At 70.6% G+C, this 25,960-nt stretch carries 26 protein-coding genes and 1 tRNA gene; 20 read left to right on the top strand and 7 right to left on the bottom strand.

Translation table 11 applies throughout. The features are described from left to right. Positions 1 to 33 precede the first annotated feature (33 nt). Positions 34 to 324, top strand: a complete 291-nt coding sequence (locus tag HHAL_RS03530) for a nucleotidyltransferase family protein (protein ID WP_011813491.1) — start codon at positions 34 to 36, stop codon at positions 322 to 324. Continuing rightward, positions 317 to 676 (top strand): HepT-like ribonuclease domain-containing protein, encoded by a 360-nt coding sequence (locus tag HHAL_RS03525; protein ID WP_011813490.1) that lies wholly within the window; start codon positions 317 to 319, stop codon positions 674 to 676. The genes HHAL_RS03530 and HHAL_RS03525 overlap by 8 nt, the downstream gene beginning before the upstream one ends. A 36-nt stretch (positions 677 to 712) precedes the next feature. Here the strand turns inward: HHAL_RS03525 and HHAL_RS03520 are convergent, their stop codons facing one another. The 4 genes from HHAL_RS03520 to HHAL_RS03505 are packed head-to-tail and all read right to left on the bottom strand — an operon-like array spanning position 713 to position 5,886. Then, on the bottom strand, positions 713 to 3,466 hold the full coding sequence (locus HHAL_RS03520) for a valine--tRNA ligase (RefSeq protein ID WP_011813489.1): 2,754 nt from the start codon (positions 3,464 to 3,466) through the stop codon (positions 713 to 715). A 13-nt stretch (positions 3,467 to 3,479) separates the two neighbouring features. Beyond that, positions 3,480 to 3,962 carry a hypothetical protein gene (locus HHAL_RS13225; protein ID WP_011813488.1) on the bottom strand — a complete coding sequence of 161 codons (483 nt, stop codon included), beginning with the start codon at positions 3,960 to 3,962 and terminating at the stop codon, positions 3,480 to 3,482. Next, positions 3,959 to 4,390 carry a DNA polymerase III subunit chi gene (locus HHAL_RS03510; RefSeq protein WP_041595035.1) on the bottom strand — a complete coding sequence of 144 codons (432 nt, stop codon included), beginning with the start codon at positions 4,388 to 4,390 and terminating at the stop codon, positions 3,959 to 3,961. The genes HHAL_RS13225 and HHAL_RS03510 overlap by 4 nt, the downstream gene beginning before the upstream one ends. Next, positions 4,387 to 5,886 (bottom strand): leucyl aminopeptidase, encoded by a 1,500-nt coding sequence (locus HHAL_RS03505; RefSeq protein WP_011813486.1) that lies wholly within the window; start codon positions 5,884 to 5,886, stop codon positions 4,387 to 4,389. The genes HHAL_RS03510 and HHAL_RS03505 overlap by 4 nt, the downstream gene beginning before the upstream one ends. A gap of 139 nt (positions 5,887 to 6,025) precedes the next feature. Between HHAL_RS03505 and lptF the strand changes: the two genes are divergently transcribed. Further along, positions 6,026 to 7,129 (top strand): LPS export ABC transporter permease LptF, encoded by a 1,104-nt coding sequence (lptF, locus tag HHAL_RS03500; protein ID WP_242463992.1) that lies wholly within the window; start codon positions 6,026 to 6,028, stop codon positions 7,127 to 7,129. Further along, positions 7,129 to 8,181, top strand: coding sequence for an LPS export ABC transporter permease LptG (gene lptG / locus HHAL_RS03495; RefSeq protein WP_011813484.1), 1,053 nt, complete (start codon positions 7,129 to 7,131; stop codon positions 8,179 to 8,181). Before lptF ends, lptG begins: the two co-directional genes overlap by 1 nt. A gap of 300 nt (positions 8,182 to 8,481) precedes the next feature. Here lptG and HHAL_RS03490 read toward each other — a convergent pair whose 3' ends face one another. Beyond that, on the bottom strand, positions 8,482 to 8,955 hold the full coding sequence (locus HHAL_RS03490; protein ID WP_011813483.1) for an RDD family protein: 474 nt from the start codon (positions 8,953 to 8,955) through the stop codon (positions 8,482 to 8,484). A 78-nt stretch (positions 8,956 to 9,033) separates the two neighbouring features. After that, positions 9,034 to 9,108: transfer RNA gene (locus HHAL_RS03485), tRNA-Glu, on the bottom strand. A gap of 84 nt (positions 9,109 to 9,192) precedes the next feature. Between HHAL_RS03485 and pcnB the strand changes: the two genes are divergently transcribed. From pcnB to panD, 5 genes are all read left to right on the top strand, one after another. Further along, positions 9,193 to 10,581: a polynucleotide adenylyltransferase PcnB gene (pcnB, locus tag HHAL_RS03480; RefSeq protein WP_144446078.1), complete on the top strand. Its 1,389-nt coding sequence runs from the start codon at positions 9,193 to 9,195 to the stop codon at positions 10,579 to 10,581. Continuing rightward, a complete protein-coding gene (folK, locus tag HHAL_RS03475) occupies positions 10,578 to 11,120 on the top strand; it encodes a 2-amino-4-hydroxy-6-hydroxymethyldihydropteridine diphosphokinase (RefSeq protein ID WP_011813481.1) in 543 nt (180 codons plus the stop codon). The genes pcnB and folK overlap by 4 nt, the downstream gene beginning before the upstream one ends. Before the next feature lie 90 nt (positions 11,121 to 11,210). Beyond that, the gene (gene panB, locus HHAL_RS03470; RefSeq protein ID WP_011813480.1) at positions 11,211 to 12,038 is read left to right on the top strand and encodes a 3-methyl-2-oxobutanoate hydroxymethyltransferase; all 828 of its coding nucleotides are present in this window, start codon (positions 11,211 to 11,213) and stop codon (positions 12,036 to 12,038) included. Beyond that, a complete protein-coding gene (panC, locus tag HHAL_RS03465) occupies positions 12,035 to 12,892 on the top strand; it encodes a pantoate--beta-alanine ligase (RefSeq protein ID WP_011813479.1) in 858 nt (285 codons plus the stop codon). Before panB ends, panC begins: the two co-directional genes overlap by 4 nt. A 104-nt stretch (positions 12,893 to 12,996) precedes the next feature. Then, positions 12,997 to 13,377: an aspartate 1-decarboxylase gene (panD, locus tag HHAL_RS03460; RefSeq protein ID WP_011813478.1), complete on the top strand. Its 381-nt coding sequence runs from the start codon at positions 12,997 to 12,999 to the stop codon at positions 13,375 to 13,377. Here the strand turns inward: panD and queG are convergent. After that, positions 13,374 to 14,441 carry a tRNA epoxyqueuosine(34) reductase QueG gene (gene queG / locus HHAL_RS03455; RefSeq protein ID WP_011813477.1) on the bottom strand — a complete coding sequence of 356 codons (1,068 nt, stop codon included), beginning with the start codon at positions 14,439 to 14,441 and terminating at the stop codon, positions 13,374 to 13,376. The genes panD and queG overlap by 4 nt on opposite strands. 121 nt (positions 14,442 to 14,562) lie before the next feature. Between queG and HHAL_RS03450 the strand changes: the two genes are divergently transcribed. From HHAL_RS03450 to HHAL_RS03400, 11 genes are all read left to right on the top strand, one after another. Beyond that, a complete protein-coding gene (locus tag HHAL_RS03450; protein WP_041595034.1) occupies positions 14,563 to 16,050 on the top strand; it encodes a bifunctional ADP-dependent NAD(P)H-hydrate dehydratase/NAD(P)H-hydrate epimerase in 1,488 nt (495 codons plus the stop codon). Further along, positions 16,047 to 16,514: a tRNA (adenosine(37)-N6)-threonylcarbamoyltransferase complex ATPase subunit type 1 TsaE gene (gene tsaE, locus HHAL_RS03445; RefSeq protein ID WP_011813475.1), complete on the top strand. Its 468-nt coding sequence runs from the start codon at positions 16,047 to 16,049 to the stop codon at positions 16,512 to 16,514. Before HHAL_RS03450 ends, tsaE begins: the two co-directional genes overlap by 4 nt. A 110-nt stretch (positions 16,515 to 16,624) precedes the next feature. After that, positions 16,625 to 17,917 (top strand): N-acetylmuramoyl-L-alanine amidase, encoded by a 1,293-nt coding sequence (locus HHAL_RS03440; protein ID WP_011813474.1) that lies wholly within the window; start codon positions 16,625 to 16,627, stop codon positions 17,915 to 17,917. Positions 17,918 to 17,926: 9 nt separating this feature from the next. Continuing rightward, positions 17,927 to 19,789, top strand: a complete 1,863-nt coding sequence (mutL, locus tag HHAL_RS03435) for a DNA mismatch repair endonuclease MutL (RefSeq protein ID WP_011813473.1) — start codon at positions 17,927 to 17,929, stop codon at positions 19,787 to 19,789. Beyond that, the gene (miaA, locus tag HHAL_RS03430) at positions 19,789 to 20,721 is read left to right on the top strand and encodes a tRNA (adenosine(37)-N6)-dimethylallyltransferase MiaA (protein WP_011813472.1); all 933 of its coding nucleotides are present in this window, start codon (positions 19,789 to 19,791) and stop codon (positions 20,719 to 20,721) included. The genes mutL and miaA overlap by 1 nt, the downstream gene beginning before the upstream one ends. Before the next feature lie 80 nt (positions 20,722 to 20,801). After that, positions 20,802 to 21,074 (top strand): RNA chaperone Hfq, encoded by a 273-nt coding sequence (hfq, locus tag HHAL_RS03425; RefSeq protein WP_011813471.1) that lies wholly within the window; start codon positions 20,802 to 20,804, stop codon positions 21,072 to 21,074. Between the two features lie 28 nt (positions 21,075 to 21,102). Further along, a complete protein-coding gene (hflX, locus tag HHAL_RS03420) occupies positions 21,103 to 22,383 on the top strand; it encodes a ribosome rescue GTPase HflX (RefSeq protein WP_144446159.1) in 1,281 nt (426 codons plus the stop codon). Between the two features lie 85 nt (positions 22,384 to 22,468). Beyond that, the gene (hflK, locus tag HHAL_RS03415; RefSeq protein WP_011813469.1) at positions 22,469 to 23,656 is read left to right on the top strand and encodes an FtsH protease activity modulator HflK; all 1,188 of its coding nucleotides are present in this window, start codon (positions 22,469 to 22,471) and stop codon (positions 23,654 to 23,656) included. Next, on the top strand, positions 23,656 to 24,564 hold the full coding sequence (gene hflC / locus HHAL_RS03410) for a protease modulator HflC (RefSeq protein WP_011813468.1): 909 nt from the start codon (positions 23,656 to 23,658) through the stop codon (positions 24,562 to 24,564). The genes hflK and hflC overlap by 1 nt, the downstream gene beginning before the upstream one ends. 30 nt (positions 24,565 to 24,594) lie before the next feature. Further along, on the top strand, positions 24,595 to 24,780 hold the full coding sequence (locus tag HHAL_RS03405; protein WP_041595033.1) for a DUF2065 domain-containing protein: 186 nt from the start codon (positions 24,595 to 24,597) through the stop codon (positions 24,778 to 24,780). Next, a complete protein-coding gene (locus tag HHAL_RS03400) occupies positions 24,780 to 25,958 on the top strand; it encodes an ATP phosphoribosyltransferase regulatory subunit (protein ID WP_011813466.1) in 1,179 nt (392 codons plus the stop codon). Before HHAL_RS03405 ends, HHAL_RS03400 begins: the two co-directional genes overlap by 1 nt. Positions 25,959 to 25,960: the final 2 nt, after the last annotated feature.

Raw genomic sequence — 25,960 nt, 5'->3', positions numbered from 1 at the left:
ATGATGGGTCGATGAACCGCTGAGGACGCGGCTATGGATCGAGACGAAGTATTGTTCCTGCTTGGTCGCAGTTTGCCGGAGTTGCGGGAGCGATTTGGTGTCGAGCGGTTAGCGCTGTTCGGCTCCACGGCGAGGGGAACGGCTACTGAGGGGAGCGACGTTGACGTGCTTGTCGCGTTCAACGGACCTGCCACCTCCCGGCGCTACTTCGGGGTGCAATTCTACCTCGAGGATTTGCTGGGATGCCCGGTGGACTTGGTGACTGAGCAGGCTTTGCGCCGGGAGCTGCGCCCTTACATCGAGCAGGAGCGCATCAATGTCTGAACCCGGTGCAAGGCAATGGTCATTTTACTTGGATGACATGATCCGGTTTGCCAATAAGGTGCAGGCTTACACGGATGGCCTAGATTTCGCTAGTTTCGTGGCGAACGAACTGGTCTATGATGCCACCCTCCGTAACCTGGAGCTGATCGGCGAGGCGGCCACGCATATCCCGGAGCAGGTTCGGTCTTCATCGCCAAAGATCCCTTGGCGCATGATCATTGCGACGCGGAACAGGCTGATCCACGGTTACCTTGGCATTGACCAGGAAACGGTCTGGAGCATTGTCCGGGAGGAGATCCCCGAGTTGCTGAGGGAGCTTGAGGCCTTGAGAGAGCAGTGCCGCACCCTGTGATGGCAGGGCACGGCACGGCGATCCGCAATTGATTACTTAGAGCGCCTCCACCCGCCGCTCTTGTTCGGCGACCTTCTCCAGGGCCTGCTGCGCCTCGTTGAGCTTCGCGCGCTCCTTGTCCACCACCTCGGCCGGGGCCTTGGCGACGAAGCTCTCGTTGCCGAGTTTCTTCTCGGCGCGCTCGATCTCGCCCTCGAGCCGCGTCCGCTCCTTGGCCAGGCGGGCGAGCTCGGCCTCCTTGTCGACCAGGCCGGCCATGGGCACCAGGACCTCCATCTCGCCGGCCAGGGCGAGGGCCGACTCCGGCGGCTGCTCGTCGGCCTCCAGCACCCGGATCGACTCCAGCCGGGCGAGGGTGGTGACGAAGCCCTGGTGCTCGGCGAGTCGCGCCCGGTCCTGTTCGCCGGCGTGGCGCAGCAGCACCGGCACCGGCTGGCTCGGCGAGATGTCCATCTCGCCGCGGATGCGCCGCACGCCGAGGATGACCCGCTGGACCCAGTCGATCTCGGCCTCGGCGGTGGCGTCGCGCCGCTGCGCATCCGCCGCCGGGAAGGGCTGGCGCATGATCGTCTCGCCCTGGGCACCGGCGACCGGGGCGACGCGCTGCCAGATCGCCTCGGTGATGAACGGCATCAGCGGGTGGGTCAGGCGCAGCAGCTCCTCGAGGACCTGGATCAGCGTCTGCCGGGTGCCGCGGGCCTGGGCCGCGGTGCCCTCGCGCAGGGCCGGCTTGGAGAGCTCCAGGTACCAGTCGCAGTACTCGTCCCAGGTGAACTCGTAGATGGCCTGCGCCGCCTGGTCCAGGCGGTAGTCGGCGAAGGCCTGGCGGACCTCGGCGACGGTGCGATCCAGTCGCGAGCGGATCCAGCGCTCGGCGGCGCCCAGCTCCACCGGCCCGCCGCTGCCGCAGTCGGCGCCCTCGGTGTTCATCAGCACGTAGCGGGCGGCGTTCCAGAGCTTGTTGCAGAAGTTGCGGTAGCCCTCGACCCGGCCGAGGTCGAAGACCACGTCCCGCCCGGTGGTCGCCAGCGAGGCGAAGGTAAAGCGCAGGGCGTCGGTGCCGTGGGCCTTGATGCCGTCCGGGTAGTGGCGGCGGGTCATGGCCTCGATGCGCTCAGCCAGCTGCGGCTGCATCATATCGGCGGTGCGTTTGGTGACGAGGGATTCCAGATCGATGCCGTCGACGATGTCCAGCGGGTCGAGGACGTTGCCCTTGGATTTGGACATCTTCTGCCCTTCGGGGTCGCGCACCAGGCCGTGGATGTAGATCTCGCGGAACGGTACCTCGCCCATGAAGTGCAGCCCGAACATGATCATCCGGGCGACCCAGAAGAAGATGATGTCGAAGCCGGTGACCAGCACCGAGGTCGGGTAGAAGGTGCGCAGGGCATCGGTCTGCTCGGGCCAGCCCAGGGTGGAGAAGGGCCACAGGGCCGACGAGAACCAGGTGTCGAGGACATCGTCGTCGCGGGTCAGCGGCGCGTCGCCCAGGCCGTGGCGCTCGCGGACCTCGGCCTCGGAGCGGCCCACGTAGACGTGGCCCTGCTCGTCGTACCAGGCCGGGATGCGGTGGCCCCACCAGATCTGCCGCGAGATGCACCAGTCCTCGATGTTGCGCAGCCACTCGTAGTAGGTCTTGTCCCAGTTGCCGGGGATGAAGCGGATGCGCCCGTCCTCGACGGCCTCGATGGCCGGGCGGGCCAGCGGCTCGGCGCGCACGAACCACTGCCAGGTCAGGTACGGCTCAATGACGGCGCCGCTGCGGTCGCCGCGCGGGACCATCAGTTTGTGGTCCTCGACCTGCTGCAGAAGGCCCTCGGTGCGCAGGTCCTCGACGATCTGCTTGCGGGCCTCGTAGCGGTCCAGCCCCTGGTAGCGCTCCGGGGCGTTGGTGTTGATGCGGGCGTCCTCGGTGAGGACGTTGATCCGCGGCAGGTCGTGGCGCTCGCCGACGGCGAAGTCGTTGAAGTCGTGGGCCGGGGTGATCTTCAGGCAGCCGCTGCCGAAGCTCGGGTCGACGTAGTCGTCGCCGATGATCGGGATCTCGCGGCCGACCAGGGGCAGGCGCACGCTCTTGCCGATCAGATGGGTGTAGCGCTCGTCCTCCGGGTTAACGGCCACGGCGGTGTCGCCGAGCATGGTCTCCGGCCGGGTGGTGGCCACCACCACCGAGCCGCTGCCGTCGGCCAGCGGGTAGACCATGTGCCAGATGTGGCCCTGCTCCTCGGCGGAGACCACCTCCAGGTCCGAGACGGCGGTGTGCAGCACCGGATCCCAGTTGACCAGGCGCTCGCCGCGGTAGAGCAGATCCTCCTCGTAGAGGCGTACGAAGACCTCGGTAACCGCCTCGGAGAGGCCCTCGTCCATGGTGAAGCGCTCGCGGCGCCAGTCCACCGAGGCGCCCATGCGCCGCAGCTGGTTCTGGATGGTGCCGCCGGATTCGGCCTTCCACTGCCAGACTCGCTCCAGGAAGCGCTCGCGGCCCAGGTCGTGGCGGCTCAGCCCCTCGGCCTCGAGCTGGCGCTCGACGACCATCTGCGTGGCGATCCCGGCGTGGTCGGTGCCCGGCTGCCAGAGGGTGTTGTGGCCGTCCATGCGGTGGTAGCGCACCAGGGCGTCCATCACCGTGTCCTGGAAGGCGTGCCCCATGTGCAGGGTGCCGGTGACGTTCGGCGGCGGGATCATGATGCAGTACGGGCTGCCCTCGCCGGAGGGGGCGAAGTGGCCGCCCTGCTCCCAGAGCTCGTAGAGTCGGGACTCGATTGCGCTCGGGTCGTACGTCTTCTCCATCAGGGCCTCGTTCTTAACGATTCGGTGCGGGTTGGTTCGTGTGGGTGTCCGCCCCGGGGGCGTTGTCGGGTGTGCCGGGGGTGTCGGTCGTCTCCGGCGTCTGCTGACGGCGGCTGGCCGCCACGGCGTCGATCAGGGCGTCATCCACCGCTTTGCGGATGGGCGCCTCGGCCTCGCGCAAGGCCTCGGGCAGGCGGCGCTCGAGCTCGCTGCGCAGGTGTCGGGCCAGGGCCCGGGTGGCCTCGCGTTCGATCTCGGCGCGCTGGGCCGCGTCGGCGTCTGCGGCGGGGCGGCCTGAACCGGTCTCGCCGGGTTGCGCCGCCGGGCCGGCGGGTGTCGACGCCTCTTTGGTGAAGGGCGGCTGCGGCGGGTCCGGGGCGTCCCCGCCGTCGCCCTCGGGGCGCAGCCACGGGCCGCCGTCGGCGCGCACTTGCTCGCCGGGGATGACGACGTCGTAGAGCAGCGGCGGTTGCGGCTGGTCGTCGGGCGAGTTCATCGGCGCCCCTCCTCGATGCGGTGGGTGTGCGGCTCGCAGCCGGCCTCTTTGTAGATGCGGTAGCGCTGGCGGCTGGCGCGCAGCACCGCCTCGCGCTGGTCGACTACCTCGGCGATCCGCTGGCGGGCCTGCCAGGTGGCCGGGGTGCGGTCGGTGAGGTTGATCAGTACGGCGTCGTCGGCGGCGTGCTCGTCGCCGCCCACCGCCACCGGCTCGCCGTCCCGGGCGGCGAGGGTGGCGTGGGGGACGAAGCTGCCCTGGCGGAAGGTCCAGAGCAGGGCGTCGAGGCGCTCGGTCTGTTCATCGTCCTCGGTCAGAAGCAGCACGCCGTAGCCGTTCTCGTACGCCTTCTCGGCCAGCCGGCAGGCGAAACGCTCCCGTGGCGCCTCGCCGGGGCCGTCGAGGATGTAGAAATCCACCCGGCTCACAGCGTCCAGCCGGCGCGGCCGGCGAGGAAGTGGGTGAGCAGGGGAACCGGCCGCCCGGTGGCGCCCTTGTGCTCGCCGCTCTTCCAGGCGGTGCCGGCGATGTCCAGGTGCGCCCAGCGCAGCCCGCGGGCGAAGCGCTGCAGGAAGCAGCCAGCGGTGATGGTGCCCGCCGGCTGTCCGCCGATATTGGCCACGTCGGCGAAGGGCGAGCGCAGCTGCTCATCGTACTCTTCGTCCAGGGGCAGCTCCCAGCCGCGGTCGGCGGCGCGCTCGCCGGCCTGGAGCAGGTCGCGCACCAGCCCCGGGGCGTTGCCCATCACCGCGTGGCGGTGGTGGCCGAGGCCGATGATGGCCGCGCCGGTCAGGGTGGCTACGTCGACCACCTCGCTCGGCTCCAGGCGGCGGGCGTAGGCGAGGCCGTCGGCCAGCACCAGGCGGCCTTCGGCGTCGGTGTTGAGGACCTCGATGCGCTGCCCGTCGAGGCTGTCGATGATGTCCCCGGGGCGGGTGGCGCGGCCATCGGGCATGTTCTCGGTGGCCGGGATGACGGCCACCAGGTTCAGCGGCAGCTGCGCCTCGGCGGCGGCGTGGACGGCGCCGAAGACCGCGGCGGCGCCGGACATGTCGTACTTCATCTCGTCCATGCTCGCCGACGGCTTGATGGAGATGCCGCCGCTGTCGAAGGTGATGCCCTTGCCCACCAGGGCCACCGGGGCCTGGTCGTCGTCGGCGCCGCGGTAGTGCAGCACCACCAGCCGGGGCGGCGCCTCGGCGCCGCGGGCCACGGCCAGCAGGGCCGCCAGGCCCTGCTCTTCGAGTTCCGCCGGACCGAGGATCTCGGCGCGCACGCCGTCGAAGCGCTGGGCCAGGGCCTCGGCCTGTTCCCCCAGGTAGCCGGGGGTGCAGATGTTGGCCGGGGTGTTGCCCAGGTCGCGGGAGAAGTTGGCGCCGCGGCCGGCGGCCTGGCCCAGGGTGAGCGCCGGCTGGGCGCGGCGCAGGTCGGCACGCCGCGGGACGGCCAGGGTGGCCTGGCGCAGCGGGCGGCGCGGCGGGCGCGGGTCGCTCTTGTAGGTGTCGAAGCGGTAGAGCGTGGTCTCGAGGATCTCGGCGGTGGCGGCCACGCGCCAGGCCACGTCGCGGCCGCGGACGGGTAGCTCGGGCAGGAACAGGATCGCCTCGCCGGTGCCCGCCTGCTCCAGCGCGCGGGCCGCCGCGGTGACGGCCTTGCGGTAGGTGCGCTCGTTGAAGTCGCGCTCGCGCCCGCAGCCGACGAGCAGTACGCGATCGGTGCGCACCCCGGGGCAGTCGGGCAGTAGCAGGGTCTGCCCGGCCTCGCCTTCAAGGTCGCCCCGGCGCAGCAGATGGCTCAGGTAACCGTCACTGGCGGCGTCGACGGCCCGCGCCGCCTCGCTCATCCGTCGGCGCTCGTAGACGCCCACCACGACACAGGCGGTGCGCTGCCGCGCCGGATCCCCGCTTTTGGTCTTGAGCTCCATGGAAGCCTCCCGTGCCCTCGTCACCGCGCGCTGGCTCGGTTATGCTCGGCCGCGCTGCGTCGGTTGTCTTGCGCAGGCGCACAGTCTACGGAAATGCGGCGCTTTTTTGCAGCGCACGCCGGGGATGGGGCCGTCACCCTTGGGTCTGAGCATCATCGATCGCTATCTGGTCCGCGAGGCGGCCGGGGCGGCCCTGGCCGTGCTCGCCGTGCTCTTTGCGGTCCTGTCGGCGAACCAGCTCATCGACTACCTGGCCGATGCCGCCGGCGGGGATCTGCCCGGCGAGGCGGTGGCCGCGCTCATGGGGCTGCAGATCCTGCGCTATCTGGGGGTGGTGATCCCGGCCGCGCTGTTCCTCGGCATCGTCCTGGCCCTGGGGCGGCTCTACCGCGACAGCGAGCTGCCCGTGCTCGCCGCCTGCGGCGTCGGTCCCGCGCGGCAGATGCGCGGTCTGCTGCTGCTGGCGCTGCCGGTGGCGGTGGGCGTGGGGGCGCTGTCCACCGTGGCCGCGCCGTGGGCCTCGCACACCGCCGACGTCTACGCCGAGCAGGCGGCGCGCACCGCCGATCTCGGTGCCCTGCAGGCGGGGCGGTTCATCGGTGGCGGGGACGCCGGCACCGTCTACGCCAGCCGCACCGACGGTGACGGCGTGCTGCGCGAGGTCTTCGCCCACGCCCGCGACGGGGAGCTGGAGACCGTGATCCGCGCCGACCGCGGCCGGCAGCTGATCGATCCGGAGACCGGGCAGCGCTTCTTCGTCTTCGAGGACGGGCACCGCTACGACGGCCATCCGGGGCAGCTGGACTGGCGGGTGACCGACTTCGACCGCCACGGCCTGTTGATCGACACCCGGGAGCCGCGGGAGGTCAGTCGCGACCGCGAGGGCACGCCGACGGCGGAGCTGTGGGCCGCCGGTGGTTTGCAGGATCGGGCCGAGATCGAGTGGCGGCTGTCCATGCCGGTGATGGTGGTGGTGCTGAGCCTGCTGGCGGTGCCGCTGGCCAAGGCCGAGCCCCGGGATGGCCGCTACGGCAAGCTGCTCAGCGCGGTGCTGGTCTTCGTGGCCTACTTCCAGCTGCTGAGCAGCGGTCGTGAGTGGCTGGAGGCGGGCATCGTGCCGGCGCCCCTGGGGCTGTGGTGGGTCCACCTCCTGGCCGGGGTGGCCGTGGTGCTGTGGACCCGCCGGCGCTTCGGGGTGGTGCCGGGGTGGTGGCGGCGGCCTGCCGGCCGGAGGGCCGGCTGATGCGCATCCTCACCGGCTACCTGGCGCGGACGGTCATCGCGGCGTCGCTGGTGGCGCTGGCCGCGATCCTCGCCCTGGATTTCGTCTTCAGCATGGTCGACGGCGTTGCCGACGACGGCCTGGACACCACCACGATGCTGCTCAAGGCGCTGCTCGGCGCCCCGGCGCTGGCCTACGAGGCCTTCCCCTTCGCCACGCTCATCGGCGCGCTGATGGGGCTCGGCGGTCTGGCCGCGCGGCAGGAGCTGACCGCCATGCGCGCCGCCGGGGTGTCGGTGGTGCAGATCGCCGGCGCGGTGCTGGTCGGCGGGGTGATCCTCGCCCTGCTGGCCACGGCGGTGGGCGAGCTGGTGGTGCCCCCGGCAGAGCGCCAGGCCGCCGCGGTGCGCGGCCTGTCCGAGGCCGACGAGCTGCGCACCGGCCCGGATGGCGCCCTGTGGGCCCGCGACGGCCGGGACTTCCTGCGCGCCGAGCGCCCCCGCTCGGCCTCCCATCTGGAGTCGGTGACGCTCTACCGCTTTGTCGAGGGCCAGCTGACCGAGCGCATCGACGCCGACGGGGCCCACTACGAGGATGGCCAGTGGCGGCTCGAGGGGGTGGTCAAGACGGTCTACGCCGATCACCGGCTGGAGCGCCGGGAGCTGGAGGCGTGGGCGTGGCAGGGGGCGCTGAGCCCGGATGTGCTGGCGGTGGTGGTGGCGGATCCATCGACGCTGCCGGTTCCGGAGCTGTGGACGTATATCCAGTATCTCGATGCCAATGAGCTCGACAGCGGGCCGTATCGGTTGGCCCTGTGGGAGAAGGTGGCGACGCCGTTGGCGACGCTGGCGATGCTGTTGGTGACGATCCCGTTGGTGTTCACGGCGGTCCGTTCGTCGGGGGCCGGGCAGCGGATCGTGATCGGGGTGCTGGTGGGGGTGGCGTTTTTCTTGCTCAATCGGGCGCTGGGGCAGGCGGGGGTGGTCTATGGGGTGCCGCCGTCGCTGTCGGCGCTGTTGCCGGTGGTGGCGTTTGCGGCGTTGGGGCTGTGGGGGACGCTGCGCGTTCGGTAGCGGGTTGCTGTCGGGTATTGGCGCCGCTGGGTCTGCCGGCGCCTTTGGGCGGTTGGGGGCCCGGGCGCCGCTGTGCGCGCCGCTTCGCGGTCCCCTGCGCGGCTCGCCGGAGCGGGTCGCTCGCTTAACTCGCTCCGCTGACGCTTCGCTCGGACAAAACCTCGCTAAAAGCGCCGACGCCTGGCGTCGGCGCTTTTCCCCGCTCGGGCTGCGCCGCTCGGCGCGCCCAGAAGGGCGCCCGGACCCCCACCCGCCCAAAGGCGCGGGCACCAACCGAGGGTCGTCAGCCCCAGCTCCGCCTCAACCCTCGTCGGGCTCGCGGATCAGCCAGGTCCCTGCCAGGCGGTCGTGCAGCGCCCGATGCTCGGCATCGAACAGCGCCCACACAAACCCCAGGCCCAACAACGCCCAGGAGAGCCCCGCCGCCGCAAAACGCACACTGGCCTGCCCGAGTGTCGGTGGCGTACCCCCGGCATTGACCACCCGCAGCCGCCACGCCAGCATCCCCAATGTCCGGCCGCCGCGCGTCCAGAAGAGCACAAAAAAGAGATAGACCAGCGCCAGCAGATAGAGCTGATAGGCCACCGAGGTCCACGTCCCCGGCGCCGGCGCCTCACCGCCGGAAACCGGCAGAAAGACCGCGCTGCCAATGAAGACGATGGACACCACCAGCAGCAGATCGTAGAGGATCGCCCCGATCCGCAGGGCAAAGCTCGAGAAGACACGGCCGCCGCGAAGGACTCGGCTCAGGGCATCGGGGGGCGTTTGGCTCACGTCGGGATCCCAGGTAGCATCTCGGCGCGTGCGGTCCGGAGGCGGCCGCTGCGCGGCTCGGAGGAGGAAGAGGAAAGGTGGCGCTCCCAAGGGGATTCGAACCCCTGTTTCCGCCTTGAGAGGGCGGCGTCCTAACCGCTAGACGATGGGAGCGCTGTGTCGTCCTGGACGGCTCAACCGTCAGCAACGAGGGTGGTATTATAACGATCTTCGTCACTCAGACAAGGGTGGTTAGCCATTACGTCCGACAATGGTCTCCAACTTCAACGGCTGGCCGAAGCCGAGCCAACCATCATCCCCCGGGATGCTCACAGCATCTCGCGCGCGGACATCAGCGATAACGCCCTGAAGGTCCTCTACCGTCTGCGCAACGCCGGCTACCAGGCCTACATGGTGGGCGGCGGGGTGCGCGACCTCTCGCTCGGGCGGGAGCCGAAGGACTTCGACGTGGCCACGGATGCCCGGCCCGAGGAGGTGCGTAAGCTCTTTCGCAACTGCCGGCTCATTGGCCGGCGCTTCCGCCTCGCCCACGTCCACTTCGGGGCCGAGATCATCGAGGTGGCCACCTTCCGTGCGCTGCATCCGCCGGAAGACAGCGAGGGCGACGACGCCGACGGCGAGCGGGTGATCGAGAACGGCCGCATCGTCCGCGACAACGTCTACGGCACGCTGGCCGAGGACGCCCTGCGCCGCGATTTCACCGTCAACGCTCTGTACTACAACATCGATGATTTCTCCGTGGTCGACCACGCCGGCGGCATGGACGACCTGGAGGACGGCATCATCCGTCTGATCGGTGATCCGCACGAACGCTACCAGGAAGACCCGGTGCGCATGCTGCGCGCCGTGCGCTTCGCCCTGAAGCTCGGCTTCCGCATCCATCCGCAGACGGCGGCGCCGATGCACGATATGGCCGACAGCGTCGCCGACATGCCCCCGGCGCGGCTCTTCGATGAGGCCCTGAAGCTGTTCATGTCCGGCGATGCGCTGGACGCCTTCGAGATGCTGCGCCACTACGGGCTGTTCGAGTCGCTGCTGCCGCTGACCGCCGAAGCGCTGGAGGAAGAGGGCAGTGAGCAGTGGGTGCCCTTCATCGCCGCAGCGCTGCGTAATACCGACGAGCGCATCGGCGCCGACAAGCCGGTGACCCCGGCCTTCCTCTTCGCCGCGCTGCTCTGGCCGGCGGTCCGTCAGCGCGAGGCCGAGCTGGTCGAGGACGGCGAGGCGCCGATCCCGGCGCTGCAGCAGGCGGCTGCCGAGGTGCAGACCCTGCAGCAGTCCCGCATCGCACTGCCCAAGCGCTTCAGTATCCCCATGCGCGAGATCTGGACCCTGCAGCCGCGCTTCGCGCGCCGCGGGGGCAAGCGGGCGCAGCGGCTGCTCGGGCATCCGCGCTTCCGCGCCGCCTACGACTTCCTCGAGCTGCGCGCCGGGGCCGGTGACGCCCCCGCCGAGCTGGCGCAGTGGTGGCGCGAGTTCCAGGAGCAGCCCGAGCGGCCGCCGTCCCAGAAGAAGAGCAGCCGTGGCGGCCGGCGCCGGCGCGGTGGTCGGGGGCGTGGCAAAGGGAGCGAAGATGGCGATCGCGCCGATACGGCGGCGTCGAGCCCGGAGTCCTCGGCGGAATGAGCACGGCGATCACCGCCTATGTGGGACTCGGCAGCAACCTCGATCAGCCGCGGCGGCAGATCGAGCGGGCCGTGGTGCGCCTGGATCTGCTCCCCGGTTGCCGGGTGCGGGCCGTCTCCAGCCTCTACCGCAACCCGGCCCTGCAGGCGCCGGGCGTGCCGCCGCAGCCGGATTTCATCAACGCGGTGGCGGCGGTGGAGACCCGGCAGGGGCCGTTGGCCCTGCTCGACGCCCTGCTCGGCATCGAGGCCGAACACCAGCGCCGGCGCGACGGCGTGCGCTGGGGGCCGCGGACCCTGGATCTGGACCTGCTGCTCTACGGCCAGATGCAGGTCGAGGAGCCGCGCCTGCAGGTCCCGCACCCGGAGCTGAGCCAGCGGCCGTTCGTCGTCCATCCGCTGCTGGAGATCGCCCCGGGGGTGCGCCTGCCCGGGGCCGGGGCCCTGGCCGATGCCGCCGCGGCGGTGGCCGCTGATACCCTCGAACGGATCGGGGCGGTGGCCGGTTTTGAGCACGTGTCGGTGCAGGAGCTGGCCTGAGGACTGGACGCGGCGCGGCCATGGGTACTTCAATCGGACGCCAGTGGCGCTGTACTCTGTCCCACCTTTCTCAAGCCGAGGTTGACCCCCATGTCGAGCGGTGATCGCAAGCACGCCTCCGGCGGGGCCGTGACGGTCTCCCGCATGCGCGCGATGAAGCGCGAGGGCCGGCCCCTGGCCTGCCTGACGGCCTACGACTACGGCTTTGCCGCGGCCTGTGAGCGCGCCGGCGTCGACCTGCTGCTCATCGGCGACTCTCTCGGTATGGTGGTCCAGGGTCATGAGACCACCCTGCCGGTGACGGTGGACGACATGGTCTACCACACCCGCTGCGTGGCCCGGGCCTGTCGCCGGGCACTGGTGGTGGCTGATCTGCCGTTCATGAGCCACACCGGTGTGGAGCAGGGCCTGCACAACGCCGGGCGGTTGATGAAGGAGGGCGGGGCGCAGATGGTCAAGCTCGAGGGCGGCGCCGAGCAGGCGGCGCTGGTCGAGCGCCTGGCCCAGAACGGCATCCCGGTCTGCGGCCACCTCGGGCTGAAGCCACAGCAGGTGCACAAGATCGGCGGCTACCGGGTGCAGGGCCGCGAGCAGGCCGACGCCGAGCGCATGGAGGCAGACGCGTTGGCGCTGGAGGCGGCCGGGGCCGATCTGCTCATCCTCGAGTGCGTGCCCGCCGTCCTGGCGCAACAGCTGAGTGAGCGGCTGACTGTCCCGGTGGTGGGCATCGGCGCCGGCGGCGGTTGCGACGGACAGATCCTGGTACTCCACGACGTGCTCGGGGTGACCGAGCAGCCGCCGCGCTTTGCGCGGGCCTTCGGGGCCGAGGGCGGCGGTGTGCACGCGGCGCTGGAGGCCTACGTGGCGGCGGTACGGGCCGGAACCTTCCCAGGACCAGAGCACGGGTTCGAGGCTTGAGGCAGGTCACCGAGCGCAACGCCATGCGGGAGCTGTCGCGCGCCTGGCGGGCGCGCGGCGAGCGCATCGGGCTGGTGCCGACGATGGGCAACCTCCACCGCGGCCACCTGGAACTGGTCGAGCGTCTGGCCCGGCGGGTGGATCGGCTGGTGGTGTCGATCTTCGTCAACCCGCTGCAGTTCGGCCCGGGGGAGGACTACGACGCCTATCCGCGCACGCTGGAGGCCGATCTGAACGCCCTGGAGGGGCGCGGTGTCGATGCGGTCTTCGCCCCCAACGCCCGCGAGATGTACCCCGGCGTCGAGCCGCCCTGGACCGGGGTGGACGTGCCGGCGCTGACCCAGACCCTGTGCGGTGCGGCGCGGCCGGGCCACTTCGCCGGGGTGGCGGTGGTGGTGATCAAGCTGCTCAATATCGTCGAGCCGGATGTCGCGGCGTTCGGGCGCAAGGATTACCAGCAGCTGCAGGTGATCCGCCGGGTGGTGGGCGACCTTGACCTGTCGGTGGAGATCGTCGAGGTGCCCATCGTGCGTGAGGCCGACGGCCTGGCGCTGAGTTCGCGCAACGGCTACATGGACGGCGAGCAGCGCCGGCGGGCCCCGGCGCTCTACGCCACCCTCTGCGAAGTGGCCGCGGCGCTGGAGGCCGGGCGGCGGGATTGGTCGCAGCTCGAGGCCCAGGCCTGCCGGCGCTTGGAGGCGGCCGGGTTCGACGCCGCGGAGTACGTGGCGGTACGCCGTTGCGACGATCTCGCCGAACCGCAGGGCGACGAGCCGCGGCTAGTGTGCCTGGGCGCGGCGCGGCTCGGCGCCGCGCGGCTGATCGACAATGTCGAGGCGCGATTGAAGCGCTGAGCAAGGGTGTGCATAATCGCTGAGCTGCCGATTGTGCAGGTGCACATGGCCGGTTCTTCAATAATCGGATCGGCATGTGATTTCGCGGCATAGAGGTTTGAGCCATGCAACTGAACATGCTCAAGGGCAAGCTGCACCAGGCCCGCGTGACGCAGACGGAACTCGAGTACGAGGGCTCCTGCGCCATCGATCTGGACCTGTTGGAAGCAGTCGGCATCCACGAGTACGAGCAGATCCACGTCTACAACATCGAGAACGGCGAGCGCTTCGTGACCTACGCCATCATCGGCGAGCGGGGCTCGCGCATGATCTCGATGAACGGGGCGGCGGCGCACAAGTGCAATGAAGGCGATCGGGTGATCATCTGCGCCTACGCCGGTGTCCCGGAGTCGGAGCTGGGCGAATTCCAGCCGCGGCTCGCCTACCTCGATGCGGACAACCGCATCACCCAGCGGCGCGGCAGCATCCCGCTGCAGGTCGCCTAGTCGCCGGTCCGCTCTGGTGCGGCGCCGTGCCGTGCCAGGGCCCAGCGGACGTGTTCCCGGACCAGGGCCGAAGGGTGGTCGAGTCGCTCCCCGAGTGCGGCGACCACCTCCCGCGTGGACGCGGCATTGCCCAGCGCCACCGCCAGGTTGCGCAGCCACCGTTCATGACCGATACGCCGGATGGCGGAGCCCGCCGTGCGCTCCAGATAGGTGGCCTCATCCCAGCCGAATAACGCCACCAGTGCCGCGTCGTCCAGACCGTGGCGGGGCTGGAAGTCGGCCTCGGCGGTGGGGTGGGCGTAGCGGTTCCAGGGGCAGACCAGTTGGCAGTCGTCGCAGCCGAAGATGCGGTTGCCCATGGCCGGACGCAGCGCTTCGGGGATCGGCCCCGGGTGCTCGATGGTGAGATAAGAGATGCAGCGGCGCGCATCGAGCTGGTAGGGGCCGACGAAGGCGTCCGTGGGGCAGGCGTGCAGGCAACGCCGGCAGCTGCCGCAGTGGGTGCGCACCGGGGTGTCGGTGGGCAGCGGCAGGTCGGTGAACAGCTCGCCGAGGAAGAAGTAGGACCCGGCGTGGCGGTTGAGCAGCATGGTGTTCTTGCCGATCCAGCCCAGCCCGGCGTCCCGGGCCAGGGCGCGCTCGAGCACCGGGGCGCTGTCGACGAAGGCGCGGTAGCCGAAGGGGCCGATGGCGGCCTGGATGCGCTCGGCGAGCTTCTGCAGGCGGCGGCGGACCAGCTTGTGGTAGTCCCGGCCCAGGCTGTAACGGGTGATGAAGGCGCGCTGCGGGTCGTCGAGGACCGCGCGGGGGTCGGCGGCCTGGTCCGGGGTGTAGTCCATGCGCACCACCACCACCGAGCGGGTTCCGGGGACGAGTTGCCGGGGGCGCGCCCGCTTGCGCCCGTGGCGGCCCATGAAGCCCATCGCCCCCTGGTGGCCGGCCTGCAGCCAGCGGATCAGGTGCGCCTCGTCGCCGGGCAGCTCGGTGCTGGCGATGCCGCAGGCCGAGAAGCCGAGTTCGGCCGCCCAGGTGCGGATGGATGGGGTGAGGTCGGAAGGGTCCATGCGACTCAGGCTTCGGTGGCTGGTGGTCGGGTTGTGCGGTGGTGCGCTCGGTGTCGGGGTTCAGGGTGGGCGTTTTAAGATGCAGACTGATCCCTCCATACGGAACCCTGAACCCGCTCCCATGACGGAACTCTACACCCCCGATCAAGTGGCGCGCCTCGATCAGGCGGCCATCCGTGCCGGCCTCCCCGGCGAGGTGCTCATGGACCGCGCCGGGCGGCGGCTGTGGCGGGAGATCCGTCGGCGCTGGCCCGAGGCGCGGCGGCTGGTGGTCGTCTGTGGCGGCGGCAACAACGGCGGCGACGGCTACGTGGTGGCGCGCCTGGCGGCGCGGGCCGGGCTGGCGGTGGAGGTGCTCCACCGGGTCCCGCCCGAGCGCCTGGGCGGGGATGCGGCCCGTCACGCCCAGCGGTATCTCGAGGGCGGCGGCGTCTGCCGCCCCTTCGACGCGGCCGCCCTGGCCGAGGCGGATGTGATCGTCGATGCCCTGCTCGGCACCGGGCTGGATCGGCCGGTGAGCGGGGCCTTCGCCGAGGCGGTGGCGGCCATCAATGCCGCGCCGGCGCCGGTGGCCGCCGTGGATATCCCCTCGGGGATCCACGGGCGGACCGGTGCCGAGATGGGGGTGGCCGTGCGCGCGCAGGTAACCGCGACCTTCGTCGCCCGCAAGAGCGGGCTGTTCACCGGCCGCGGTCCAGCGTGCAGCGGGGCGGTGGTCTTCGACGATCTGGGCACCGGGGCGCTGGTCGCCGGCAGCGAGTCGCCCCATACACGGCAGGTGACGGCGGCGGATCGGGCCGCGCTGCTGCCGCCGCGGCCGCGGGATGCCCACAAGGGGCACTATGGGCACGTGCTGGTGGTCGGCGGCGATGCCGGCATGGCCGGTGCGGTGCGCCTGGCCGCGGAGGCGGCGGCGCGCTGCGGCGCCGGTCTGGTCAGCGTGGCGACCCGCCCGGAGCACGTCCCCGTGGTGGTGGGGGCCTGTCCGGCGGTCATGGCCCACGGCGTGACCGACGCCCAGGAGCTGGCGCCGCTGCTGGAGCGGGCCAGTGTGGTGGCCATCGGCCCCGGCCTGGGGCAGGACCCCTGGGGGCAGGCGATGTGGGCGGCCTGCCGGGACGTGGTGCGCCCCCGGGTGGTGGACGCCGACGGCCTCAACCTGCTTGCTGTCGACGGGCAGCCGGTGACCGACGCCGTGCTCACCCCGCACCCTGGCGAGGCGGTGCGGCTCCTGGGTCCGGGTTGGGACACGGCGGCGATCGCCGCGGATCGCTTCGCAGCCGTGCGGGCGCTGGCCACGCAGTGGCAGGCGGTGGCCCTGCTCAAGGGGGCGGGCAGCCTGGTGGATGACGGCGCCTCTCGCTACCTGGCCGGCACCGGTACGCCGGGGATGGCCAGCGGCGGTATGGGCGATGTGCTCACCGGGGTGGTGGCGGGCCTGCGCGCCCAGCGACCGGACGCGGACCCGGCCTGGCTGGCGGCGGTGGCCGCCGAGGTCCACGGCCGCGCGGGGGAGCGGGCCGCCGAGGCCCTGGGCGGCGAGCGCGGGCTGCTCGCCAGCGATCTGCTCGGCTGGTTGCCGGCGGTGCTGGCGGAGGAGCCGGCGTGACCGAGTGGCAGCGGAACCTCGCCGACGCCGCGGCCACCGAGGCCTTCGGGGCGGCCCTGGCCGAGGCCCTCCCGGAGGGGGTGGTCTACCTGCACGGCGACCTGGGGGCGGGCAAGACCACCCTGGCCCGGGGGTTGTTGCGCGCCCGCGGTGTCGCCGGCCCGGTGCGCAGCCCGACCTATACGCTGCTCGAGCCCTACGCCACGGCGGCGGGGACGATCCTGCACCTGGACCTCTACCGCCTGTCCGATCCCGAGGAGCTCTACTTCCTGGGCATCGAGGAGATCGAGGCGCCGGGGACGCTGGCGCTGGTGGAGTGGCCGGAGCGCGGCACCGGTGTCCTGCCTCCTGCCGACCTGACCGTGAGCCTGGGATATGCGGGTGCCGCTCGGCGCGCGGCGGTGGGCGCAGGCACCGAGCGGGGGCGAAAGGCCCTGGCGGCGCTAGGTTCAGGTGCTGCTTGAGTTTTGCTGCTTATCTCCCCGTTGAGTGGGCAAAAACTCTTGCAGCGGGTCGTGCGCCCGACATAGCCTTGAGGGTGCGTAGAAGCCACCGCACGGTGGGAGGAGGATCTTTGAGGTGGGGCTATGGCCTGGCTTGGATCGGGGTGCTGATCGGCCTGTTGGTGGCCGGCGTGGCGTCGGCCGCGTCCCTCGATGATGTGCGCCTTTCCGACGCGGACGACCGCACACGGGTGGTCTTCGACCTGGACCGGGTGCCCGAGCACCGGGTCTTCAGCCTGCCGGATCCGCACCGGGTGGTCATCGATTTCGAGGGGGTGGAGCTCAACGCTGCAGACCTCCCCCGAGGCGGCGTTCTCCAGGAGATCCGCACTGGCCGGCAGGAAGACGGCGGGCTGCGGGTCGTCCTCGATGTCAGCCGCGAGGTGGAGGCGCGCAGCTTCGTCATCGGCGGCGAGGACGGCGGTCAGCGTCTGGTGGTGGATCTCGGCGGCCAGCAGGGGGGGCGCCGTCAGGCGGTGCGCTCGGCCTCTGAGCGCGAGGCGCGGGATGTGATCGTGGCCATCGACGCCGGCCACGGCGGAGTCGATCCCGGCGCCATCGGTCCCGAGGGGACCTTCGAGAAAGACGTGGCGTTGAGTGTTGCGCGCAAGCTCTACGACCTGATGACCGAGGCGCCTGGGCTGAAGCCGCTGTTGGTGCGCGAGGGTGACTACTACATGAACCTGCGCGATCGCACCCGGGTGGCCCGCGAAGGCAATGCCGATATCTTCCTGTCCATCCATGCCGATGGCGCCGAAAATCCCAATGTTAAAGGCGCATCGGTCTACGCCCTGTCGGTGGACGGTGCCACCTCGGAGCAGGCGCGGGTGCTGGCGCGCCGGGAGAACGCGGCCGACTTTATCGGCGGGGTGTCGCTGGAGGACAAGGACGACACGGTGGCCTCGGTATTGGTGGACCTCTCCCGGGGGCATACCATCGAGGCAAGCCTGGAGATGGGCGAACACCTCCTGCCCAAGCTCGATCGCCACGCCGATCTGCTGCGCAACCGCGTCGATCAGGCCGGCTTTGCCGTGCTCAAGTCCCTGGACATGCCCTCGCTGTTGATCGAGCTGGGCTTTCTCACCAACCCCGAGGAGGAGCGCCGGCTCAATACCCTCAGCTACCAGCGCGACCTCGCCGAGGGCATCGTCGCTGGTGTGCGCGAGTACGCCGAGCGCAACATCCTCCCCGAGCTGCGGATGGCCGACGCCGGCCAGAACGGGCAGCGCGAGCACGAGGTTCAGCGGGGCGAGAATCTCTCGGTGATCGCCCAGCAGTACCAGGTCAGCACCGAGCGTCTGCGCGAGGTCAATGACCTCTCCGGGGATGGCATCCGTGCTGGCAGCACCCTGATCATCCCTTAGAATGCGCGCATGACGACGCGCGGTATTCGTCCCCTGCCGGATAACCTGATCGACCAGATCGCCGCTGGCGAGGTGGTCGAGCGCCCCGGTTCGGTGGTCAAGGAACTGGTGGAGAATAGCCTCGACGCTGGCGCCGGGCGTGTCGAGGTGCAGATTGAGCGCGGCGGCAAGCAGCGTATCCGCATCGCCGATGACGGCGACGGCATCCCGCCCGAGGAGCTGGAGTTGGCGCTGCGCCGGCACGCCACCAGCAAGCTCACCGGCCTCGAGGAGCTGGAGCGCATCGCCAGTCTGGGGTTCCGGGGGGAGGCCCTGCCGAGCATCGCTGCCGTTTCGCGGCTGACGCTGGCCTCGCGCACCGCCGAGGCGGAGCTGGGCCATCAGCTGCGCTGTGACGGCGGCGCACTGGGTGCGCCGGAACCGGTGGCTCACCCCCCGGGGACCACGGTCACCGTCGACGACCTGTTCTACAACACGCCAGGGCGTCGCAAGTTCCTGCGCACCGAGCGCACCGAGCTCTACCACGTCCAGGAGGCGTTGCGCCGGCTGGCGCTGAGCCGCTTCGACGTCGGTTTCTCGCTCGTCCATCAGGGGCGGCGGCTCTGGTCGGTGCCCCGGGCGGAGAGCGAGACGGAGCGGCACGAGCGTCTGGCGGAGCTGCTCGGTCGTGCCTTTGCCGATCACGCCCTGGCGGTGGAGTTGGAGGGGGCCGGGCTGCAGCTGCGGGGCTGGCTGGGGCTGCCTACGGCGGCGCGGCGCCAGGGGGATCTTCAGTACTTGTTCGTCAACGGCCGGCTGGTGCGCGACCGGGGGGCGGCCCACGGCATCCGCCAGGCTTACAGCGACTGCCTCTACCGCGATCACTACCCGGCCTACGTCCTCTTTCTGGAGATGGATCCGGCTCGGGTGGATGTCAACGTCCACCCCATGAAGCATGAGGTGCGTTTTCGCGACGGGCGGACGGTGCACGACTTCCTCGCCCGGCGCATCGCCGACGCCCTGGCCACCGCCGAGCCGGCCGGTGCCGCGGCACCGCCTGCGGCGGAGCGGCCGCCGTCGGGCGCGCCGACCGGCCCCGGGCAACCGGCGGCGGCCGAGCGGACGGGGCCGGCCTCCGAAGGGCTCGGCGGCACGGCGGAGCTGGGGCTGCCGCTGGCCGAGGCGCGGCAGCTCTATGGGGGCGCCGACGCCGCTGCCGAGGGCCCTGGCGGCGCGGCTGAAGGGGCGTCGTCGGCCATTGCCGGATCCCCCGGGCCGTCGCAGACCCGGGACCGGGAGAGTGAGGCGACCCCGGAGCTCGGCTACGCCGTCGGGCAGATCCGCGACGCCTATATTCTGGCCGAGTCGCAGCGGGGGCTGGTGGTGGTGGACATGCACGCCGCCCACGAGCGGGTGGTCTACGAGCGGATGAAGGCGCAGCTGGTGGCGTCGGGGATCGCCACGCAGTCGTTGCTGGTGCCGGTGAGTGTGCCGGTGACCCCGGCGGAGGCCGAGCGGGTGGAGCTGCACGCGGCTACGCTGGCCCGGGCGGGTCTGGAGGTGGACCGCGCCGGCCCCGAGTCGGTGCGTGTTCACCGAGTACCGGCGCTGCTCGCCGAGGCCGACGCCGCGGCCCTGGTCCGCGACGCGGTGGCGGCGCTGGAGTCCGAGGGGACCGGTGGGCGGGTCGAGGACCGGGTCCACGCGCTGCTGGCGCAGATGGCCTGCCACGGGTCGGTCCGCGCCGGACGGCGTCTGGAGCGCGCCGAGATGGACGCCCTGCTGCGGGATATCGAGCGCACCCCGCGGGCGGCGCAGTGCAACCACGGGCGGCCGACCTACACCGTGCTCGACGACGAGGCGCTGGCCCGGCTGTTCATGCGGGGGCGGTGATGACGGCGCCGGTGCTCTGCATCATGGGGCCCACCGCGGTGGGCAAGAGCGAACTGGCCCTGTCCCTGGCCGAGCGGCTGGGCGGTGAGATCGTCAGCGTCGACTCGGCGCAGATCTATCGCGGCCTGGATATCGGCACCGCCAAGCCGTCCCCGGCGGTGCGTGCCCGCTGTCCCCACCACCTGATCGATATCCGCGATCCGGCCGAGCGCTACTCAGCAGCCGAGTTTGCCCGGGACGCCCAGGCGGCCATCGCCGCCATCCGCAGCCGGGGGCGGCTGCCGGTGCTCGTCGGTGGCACCGGGCTCTACTTCCAGGCGCTGCAGCACGGCCTCTCGCCGATGCCGGCGGCGGACGCGCAGGTCCGTGCCGAGTTGGAGGCGGAGGAGGCGGCCTACGGCGTTCAGGCGCTGCACCGCCGGCTGCAGGCGGTGGACCCGGAGAGTGCTGCGCGGCTGCATCCCAACGACAGTCAGCGCATTCAGCGGGCGCTGGAGGTGCACCGGCTGACCGGGCGGCCACTGAGCCAGGTCCAGCGTGAGCCCGGGCAGCCGGGACTGACCGAGATGCCGTTGAAGATCATCCTCGAGCCGCCGGAGCGTGCCTGGCTGCACCGGCGTATCGAGGCGCGCTTTCGGGCCATGCTGGCCGCCGGCCTGGTGGGCGAGGTGGTGGCGCTGCACCGCCGAGGCGATCTCAGCGAGGAACTCCCGGCGGTGCGAGCGGTCGGATACAGACAGATCTGGCACTACCTCGAAGGCGCCTGCGATTACCGCACCATGATCCGTCGCGGCCTGCGCGCCACGCGGCAGTACGCCAAGCGGCAGATCACCTGGCTGCGCGGGCAGACCGACGGGGTCCGGTTCACGGCGGACGACCGGCTGGAGGCGCAGGTTCACAGTTACGTCACCGGGGCCCTCGGGGGCGTGTGATACACTCGTAGGCGTCGAGTAGCGCCCCTCCGGCGGGGTTCGCGGGTCCATAACAACAACAATCTTGGGGGCGATGCGCCATGGCGAAGGGGCAGTCACTGCAGGAACCCTTTCTCAATACGTTGCGCAAAGAGAAGGTCCCGGTCTCGATCTACCTGGTCAACGGCATCAAGCTCCAGGGACAGATCGAATCCTTCGACCAGTTCGTGGTGCTGCTGCGCAACAACGTGAACCAGATGGTGTACAAGCACGCCATCTCGACCATCGTCCCGGCACGGCGCGTGCGCCTGCCGCAGCAGGGCGAAGAGGCATCCGCCGAATCGATTGTCGGCGAGGAGGAGAGCAATAACTGAACAGCGCATCGGTAGCGGTCCGGCGGACCTGTTCGCCCGGCCATCCGGCGGTGAGCGGGCCGTGGTTCTGCATGTCCGGCTTCCCGGCGACGCCCTCGACGCCGCGGAAGAGTTTGAGGCGCTGGGTGACTCGGCCGGGGCCGAGGTGGTGGGCCGCTTCCGGCATCGTCGCGACACCCCGGACCCGCGCACCTTCATCGGCCGCGGCAAGGTGGCCGAACTGGCCGATTGGGTGCGCGAGCTGGAGGCTGCCCTGGTGCTGGTGGATCAGCCCCTGTCCGCCGCTCAGGAGCGCAACCTGGAGACCGACCTGGGCTGCCGGGTCCTCGACCGCACCGGTCTGATCTTGGATATCTTCGCCCAGCGGGCGCGGACCTTCGAAGGCCGGCTCCAGGTGGAACTGGCCCAGCTCAAGCACGTTGCCAGCCGCCTGGTGCGTGGCTGGTCCCACCTGGAGCGGCAGAAGGGCGGCATCGGTCTGCGCGGCCCGGGCGAGAAGCAGCTGGAGATGGACCGCCGGCTGATCGGCGGACGCATCCAGCAGATTGAGCGGCGCCTGGCCAAGGTGCGCCGCACGCGCGAACAGGGCCGCAAGGCGCGGCGCAAGCGCGAGCTGCCCGTGGTCTCGCTGGTCGGCTACACCAACGCCGGCAAGTCCACGTTGTTCAACCACGTCACCGGCTCGCAGCGCCGGGCCGAGGATCGGCTGTTCGCCACCCTCGACCCGTCCTGGCGCCGCGTGGATCTGGCCCGCGGCTCAGCGGCGGTGGTCTCGGATACCGTGGGCTTCATCAGCCGGTTGCCCCACGACCTCGTGGCCGCCTTTCGTTCCACCCTCGAAGAGGTGACCGACGCCGATCTGCTCCTGCACGTCATCGATGCCGGGGCCGAGGAGCGTGAGCACCAGATCGAGCAGGTGGAGGCGGTCCTCGCCGAACTCGGCGCTGACGCAGTGCCCACCCTGCGCGTCTACAACAAGGTGGATACCTGCGCCCTTGCGCCGGGACGGATCGAGGATGACGAGGGCCTGGTGACCGGCGTCCGGATCTCCGCGGCGACCGGCGAAGGGGTCGAGACCCTGCTGGAGGCCGTGGCCGAGCGACTCGGCCCGGAGCGCATCCGTCGCCGAGTGCACCTGCGGCCGGACCAGGGGCGCTTGCGCGCCCAGCTGTTCCGGCTGGGGTGTGTCATCGAAGAGCACTGCGCCGAGGATGGCCAGCTTGCCCTGGAGGTGGAGCTCCCCGTACACGAGCTGGAACGGCTCCATGTACGCGAGGGGCTCCCGCGTGGAGAGGTTGTCCCGGCCTGACTTCGGTTGCGGTTGGCGGGGCAGCTCCCTAGAATCGGACCGTTCGATCGACGGCAGATCGTCTTAGTCACATACGGAGTCCTGAATGGCGTGGAATGAGCCCGGCGGCGGCAGCCGCGACCCCTGGGGCGGTGGCCCCAAAGGAGGCGGCAGTGGGGGGCCGCCCGATCTGGATGAGGTCTTCCGTAAGCTGCGTGCGCAGGTGCAGGGCCTGTTCGGTGGGCGCATGCCCAGTGGGCCCTCCCGCGGCCCCGGGGCGACCGGCATCAGCCTCTTGGCCCTGGGTGCCTTCGTGGTCTGGATGCTCTCCGGGATCTACATCGTCGACCAGGGCTGGCGCGGGGTGGAGCTGACCTTCGGTCGCCACTCGGATACCACGGAGCCCGGGCCGCACTGGCACTGGCCGCGGCCCATCGGCCAGGTCGAGCGGGTCAACGTCGAGCAGCGGCGCATCGCCGAGGTCGGCTACGAGTCGATGCAGAATCGTGCCCGGCCGGTTTCTGCCGAGGCGTTGATGATTACCCGCGACGAGAACATCGTCGATGTGCGGATCGCGGCGCAGTACGAGGTCAGCGATCCGTTCCTCTACCTGTTCAACTTCCGCATGCCGGAGCAGACCCTCAAGCAGGTCACCGAGAGCGCGGTGCGCGAGATCATCGGCAAGCGCGAGCTTCAGTACGTGCTGACCGAGGGGCGGACCGAGGTGGCCCAGGAAACCGGACGGCTGCTCCAGGAAGTGATGGATGACTACCGCACGGGTCTGTCGGTGGTGCAGGTGGCGGTCCAGGATATCCAGCCCCCGGAGCCGGTACAGCCGGCCTTCGAGGATGCCATCCGCGCCCGCGAGGACGAGCAGCGCACCATCAACCGGGCCCAGGCCTACGCCAACGAGTTGATCCCGCGGGCCCAGGGCCAGGCGGCGCGCATTCTCGAGGAAGCAGACGGTTACCGCGAGCAGGTCATCGCCCAGGCCGAGGGTGACGCCGCCCGCTTCGAGGCGCTGGTGCCGCAGTACCGGGCCGACCCGCAGCTGATGCGTCAGCGCATCTACCTGGAGACTATGGAGGAGATCCTGGGCCGGGTGCCCAAGGTGATGCTCGACTCGGAGTCCAGCCAGTCGCTGATGTACCTGCCGCTCGACAAGCTCATGGATCGTCGGGGGAGCACCACGGCGCTCTCTGGCGAGACCAATATCGATGTACCGCAGGAACGGGACGCCATCTCGCCGACCCAGCGAGCACGAGAGGCGCTCCGTGATAGGGGGACGCGCTGATGCGAATCCTGAAGAACGTCGTGTTGCCCCTGCTGGTGGTGGCCGCGATTCTCGGCTACTTCTCGGTGTTCACCGTCTCCGAAAAGGAGGTGGCACTGAAGTTCCGGCTCGGTGAGATCATTAAGGCGGATTTCGATCCGGGGCTGCACTTCAAGACGCCGTTCGTCAACAACGTCCGCAAGTTCGACGCTCGGGTGCAGAACCTGGACGAGGAGCCGGAGCGTTTCCTGACGGTCGAGCAGAAGAACCTCATCGTCGACTCCTTCGTAAAGTGGCGGGTGGACGACGCCGAGCGTTACTACACCACGGTCCGCGGTGAGCCGGAGCGGGCTAACCAGCGTCTGCGCGAGATCATCCGCGACGCCCTGCGCGCCGAGTTCGGTAAGCGTACGGTGCAGGACATCATCTCCGGTGAGCGCGTGCAGATCATGGACATCCTGCGGGTGACCACCGCCGAGGCGGCGCAGAGCCTGGGCCTGGAGGTGCTCGATGTGCGCCTCAAGCGCATCGATCTGCCCGAAGACGTCACCGACTCCATCTTCGATCGCATGGTGGCGGATCGTGAGCGGGTCGCCCGCGAGATCCGTGCCCGCGGTGAGGAGGCCGGTGAGCGCATCCGCGCCGATGCCGACCGTCAGCGCACGGTCCTCCTCGCCGAGGCGTACCGGGACGGTGAGTCCCTGCGTGGTGAGGGTGATGCCACGGCGGCGGAGATCTACGCCAGCGCCTACGGGCAGGAGTCGGACTTCTTCGCCTTCCAGCGCAGCCTGAGGGCCTACCGCGAGTCCTTCCAGGGTGACGACGACCTGTTCGTCCTGTCGCCGGATTCGCAGTTCTTCCGCTTCTTCGACGGCGGTGAGCAGCTGCCGGGGCTCAACGGCGAGGTCGGTTCCCCCGATCAGGACTAACCGACAGAGGGGGGGGGGATCCTCGTGGAGATGGGTGACCTGCTCACCGCGATCGCCCTCCTGCTGGTGATCGAGGGTGTACTACCTGCAGCGAACCCCGGCGCTCTGCGCCGGGTTTTCCTGCAGGCCGCCGAGATGGATGATCGAAGCCTGCGGACCGTCGGTCTCCTGTCCATGGGGATCGGCGTTCTGCTGCTCTATTGGGTGCGAGGTTAATGGATCGCAAGGCACGGTGGATGCTGCCCGACGGCGTCGACGAGTTGTTGCCGCCGGAGGCTGCACAGGCCGAGGCGTTGCGCCGTCGGCTGCTGGATCTGTTCGATTCCTGGGGGTATGAGCTGATCATGCCCCCTTTCATTGAGTATCTGGAGGCTCTGCTGACCGGCACCGGCCGGGATCTGGATGTGCAGACCTTCAAGGTCACCGATCAGCTCTCCGGGCGGACCCTGGGGGTGCGCCCGGACATCACCCCGCAGGCGGCGCGCGTCGACGCCCATCAGCTGCGTCGCAAGGGCATTACCCGGTTGTGTTACATCGGCAGCACGCTGCAGGCCCGGGCCGAGGGGCCGGCCGGCAGCCGCAACGCCGTGCAGCTGGGCGCGGAACTCTACGGCCACGCCGGGGTGGAGAGTGATCTCGAGGTCATCTCGCTGATGCTCGCCACCCTGCGTGCCGCCGGGGTGGAGCGGCTGCACCTGGATGTGGGCCACGTGGGGATCTTCGAGGCGCTGCTCGAGGACCTCGGCCTGGGGCCCGCAGCGGAAGAGGCGCTACTCGACGCCCTGCAGCGCAAGGCGGGTGATGAGATCGCCGCGGTGCTGGCCGAGGCCGGCGTGGAGACCGCGCAGGCCGAGCGGCTCTCGGCGTTGGCCGGACTGCACGGCGGGGTGGAGATCCTCGACCGGGCGCAGACCGTCCTCGGCTGGGCCGGGCCAGCGGTGGCCGAGGCGCTGGAGCAGCTTCGGACGGTGGCCGACAGCCTGGCCCGTCGCGAGCCGGAGCTGCCGCTGCACCTGGATCTGGGCGAGCTGCGCGGCTACCGCTACCACACCGGCCTGGTGTTCGCGGCCTACACCCCGGGCTACGGGCAGGAGCTGGCCCGCGGCGGGCGCTACGACGGCATCGGCCAGGCGTTCGGGCGCCCGCGGCCGGCCACCGGCTATAGCGCTGACCTCAAGGCGCTGCTGACCCTTGGGCACGGCGTCGAGGGCCCGGCGGCCGGCGGGGTGCTGGCCCCGTGGCGTGACGACCCGGCGCTGCATGCGCGCGTGGCCGAGCTGCGCCGCGCCGGCGAGCGGGTGGTCTGGCAGCTGCCGGGGGATGAGCAGGACAACCACGGTTGCGATCGGCGCCTGGTCGAGCGCAACGGCACCTGGGAACTGGATACGGAGTGAGT

Source organism: Halorhodospira halophila SL1 (genome assembly GCF_000015585.1).
In the GTDB taxonomy this organism is placed as follows: domain Bacteria; phylum Pseudomonadota; class Gammaproteobacteria; order Nitrococcales; family Halorhodospiraceae; genus Halorhodospira; species Halorhodospira halophila.
This window is presented reverse-complemented; position numbering and strand designations above follow the sequence as displayed.

Bases quoted from the DNA above. Each gene is read 5' to 3' on its own strand.
- HHAL_RS03530 (WP_011813491.1), top strand. From the start codon at position 34: ATGGATCGAGACGAAGTATTGTTCCTGCTTGGTCGCAGTTTGCCGGAG.
- HHAL_RS03525 (WP_011813490.1), top strand. From the start codon at position 317: ATGTCTGAACCCGGTGCAAGGCAATGGTCATTTTACTTGGATGACATG.
- HHAL_RS03520 (WP_011813489.1), bottom strand. From the start codon at position 3,466: ATGGAGAAGACGTACGACCCGAGCGCAATCGAGTCCCGACTCTACGAG.
- HHAL_RS13225 (WP_011813488.1), bottom strand. From the start codon at position 3,962: ATGAACTCGCCCGACGACCAGCCGCAACCGCCGCTGCTCTACGACGTC.
- HHAL_RS03505 (WP_011813486.1), bottom strand. From the start codon at position 5,886: ATGGAGCTCAAGACCAAAAGCGGGGATCCGGCGCGGCAGCGCACCGCC.
- lptG (WP_011813484.1), top strand. From the start codon at position 7,129: ATGCGCATCCTCACCGGCTACCTGGCGCGGACGGTCATCGCGGCGTCG.
- folK (WP_011813481.1), top strand. From the start codon at position 10,578: ATGAGCACGGCGATCACCGCCTATGTGGGACTCGGCAGCAACCTCGAT.
- panB (WP_011813480.1), top strand. From the start codon at position 11,211: ATGTCGAGCGGTGATCGCAAGCACGCCTCCGGCGGGGCCGTGACGGTC.
- panD (WP_011813478.1), top strand. From the start codon at position 12,997: ATGCAACTGAACATGCTCAAGGGCAAGCTGCACCAGGCCCGCGTGACG.
- queG (WP_011813477.1), bottom strand. From the start codon at position 14,441: ATGGACCCTTCCGACCTCACCCCATCCATCCGCACCTGGGCGGCCGAA.
- HHAL_RS03450 (WP_041595034.1), top strand. From the start codon at position 14,563: ATGACGGAACTCTACACCCCCGATCAAGTGGCGCGCCTCGATCAGGCG.
- mutL (WP_011813473.1), top strand. From the start codon at position 17,927: ATGACGACGCGCGGTATTCGTCCCCTGCCGGATAACCTGATCGACCAG.
- miaA (WP_011813472.1), top strand. From the start codon at position 19,789: ATGACGGCGCCGGTGCTCTGCATCATGGGGCCCACCGCGGTGGGCAAG.
- hfq (WP_011813471.1), top strand. From the start codon at position 20,802: ATGGCGAAGGGGCAGTCACTGCAGGAACCCTTTCTCAATACGTTGCGC.
- hflK (WP_011813469.1), top strand. From the start codon at position 22,469: ATGGCGTGGAATGAGCCCGGCGGCGGCAGCCGCGACCCCTGGGGCGGT.
- hflC (WP_011813468.1), top strand. From the start codon at position 23,656: ATGCGAATCCTGAAGAACGTCGTGTTGCCCCTGCTGGTGGTGGCCGCG.
- HHAL_RS03405 (WP_041595033.1), top strand. From the start codon at position 24,595: ATGGGTGACCTGCTCACCGCGATCGCCCTCCTGCTGGTGATCGAGGGT.
- HHAL_RS03400 (WP_011813466.1), top strand. From the start codon at position 24,780: ATGGATCGCAAGGCACGGTGGATGCTGCCCGACGGCGTCGACGAGTTG.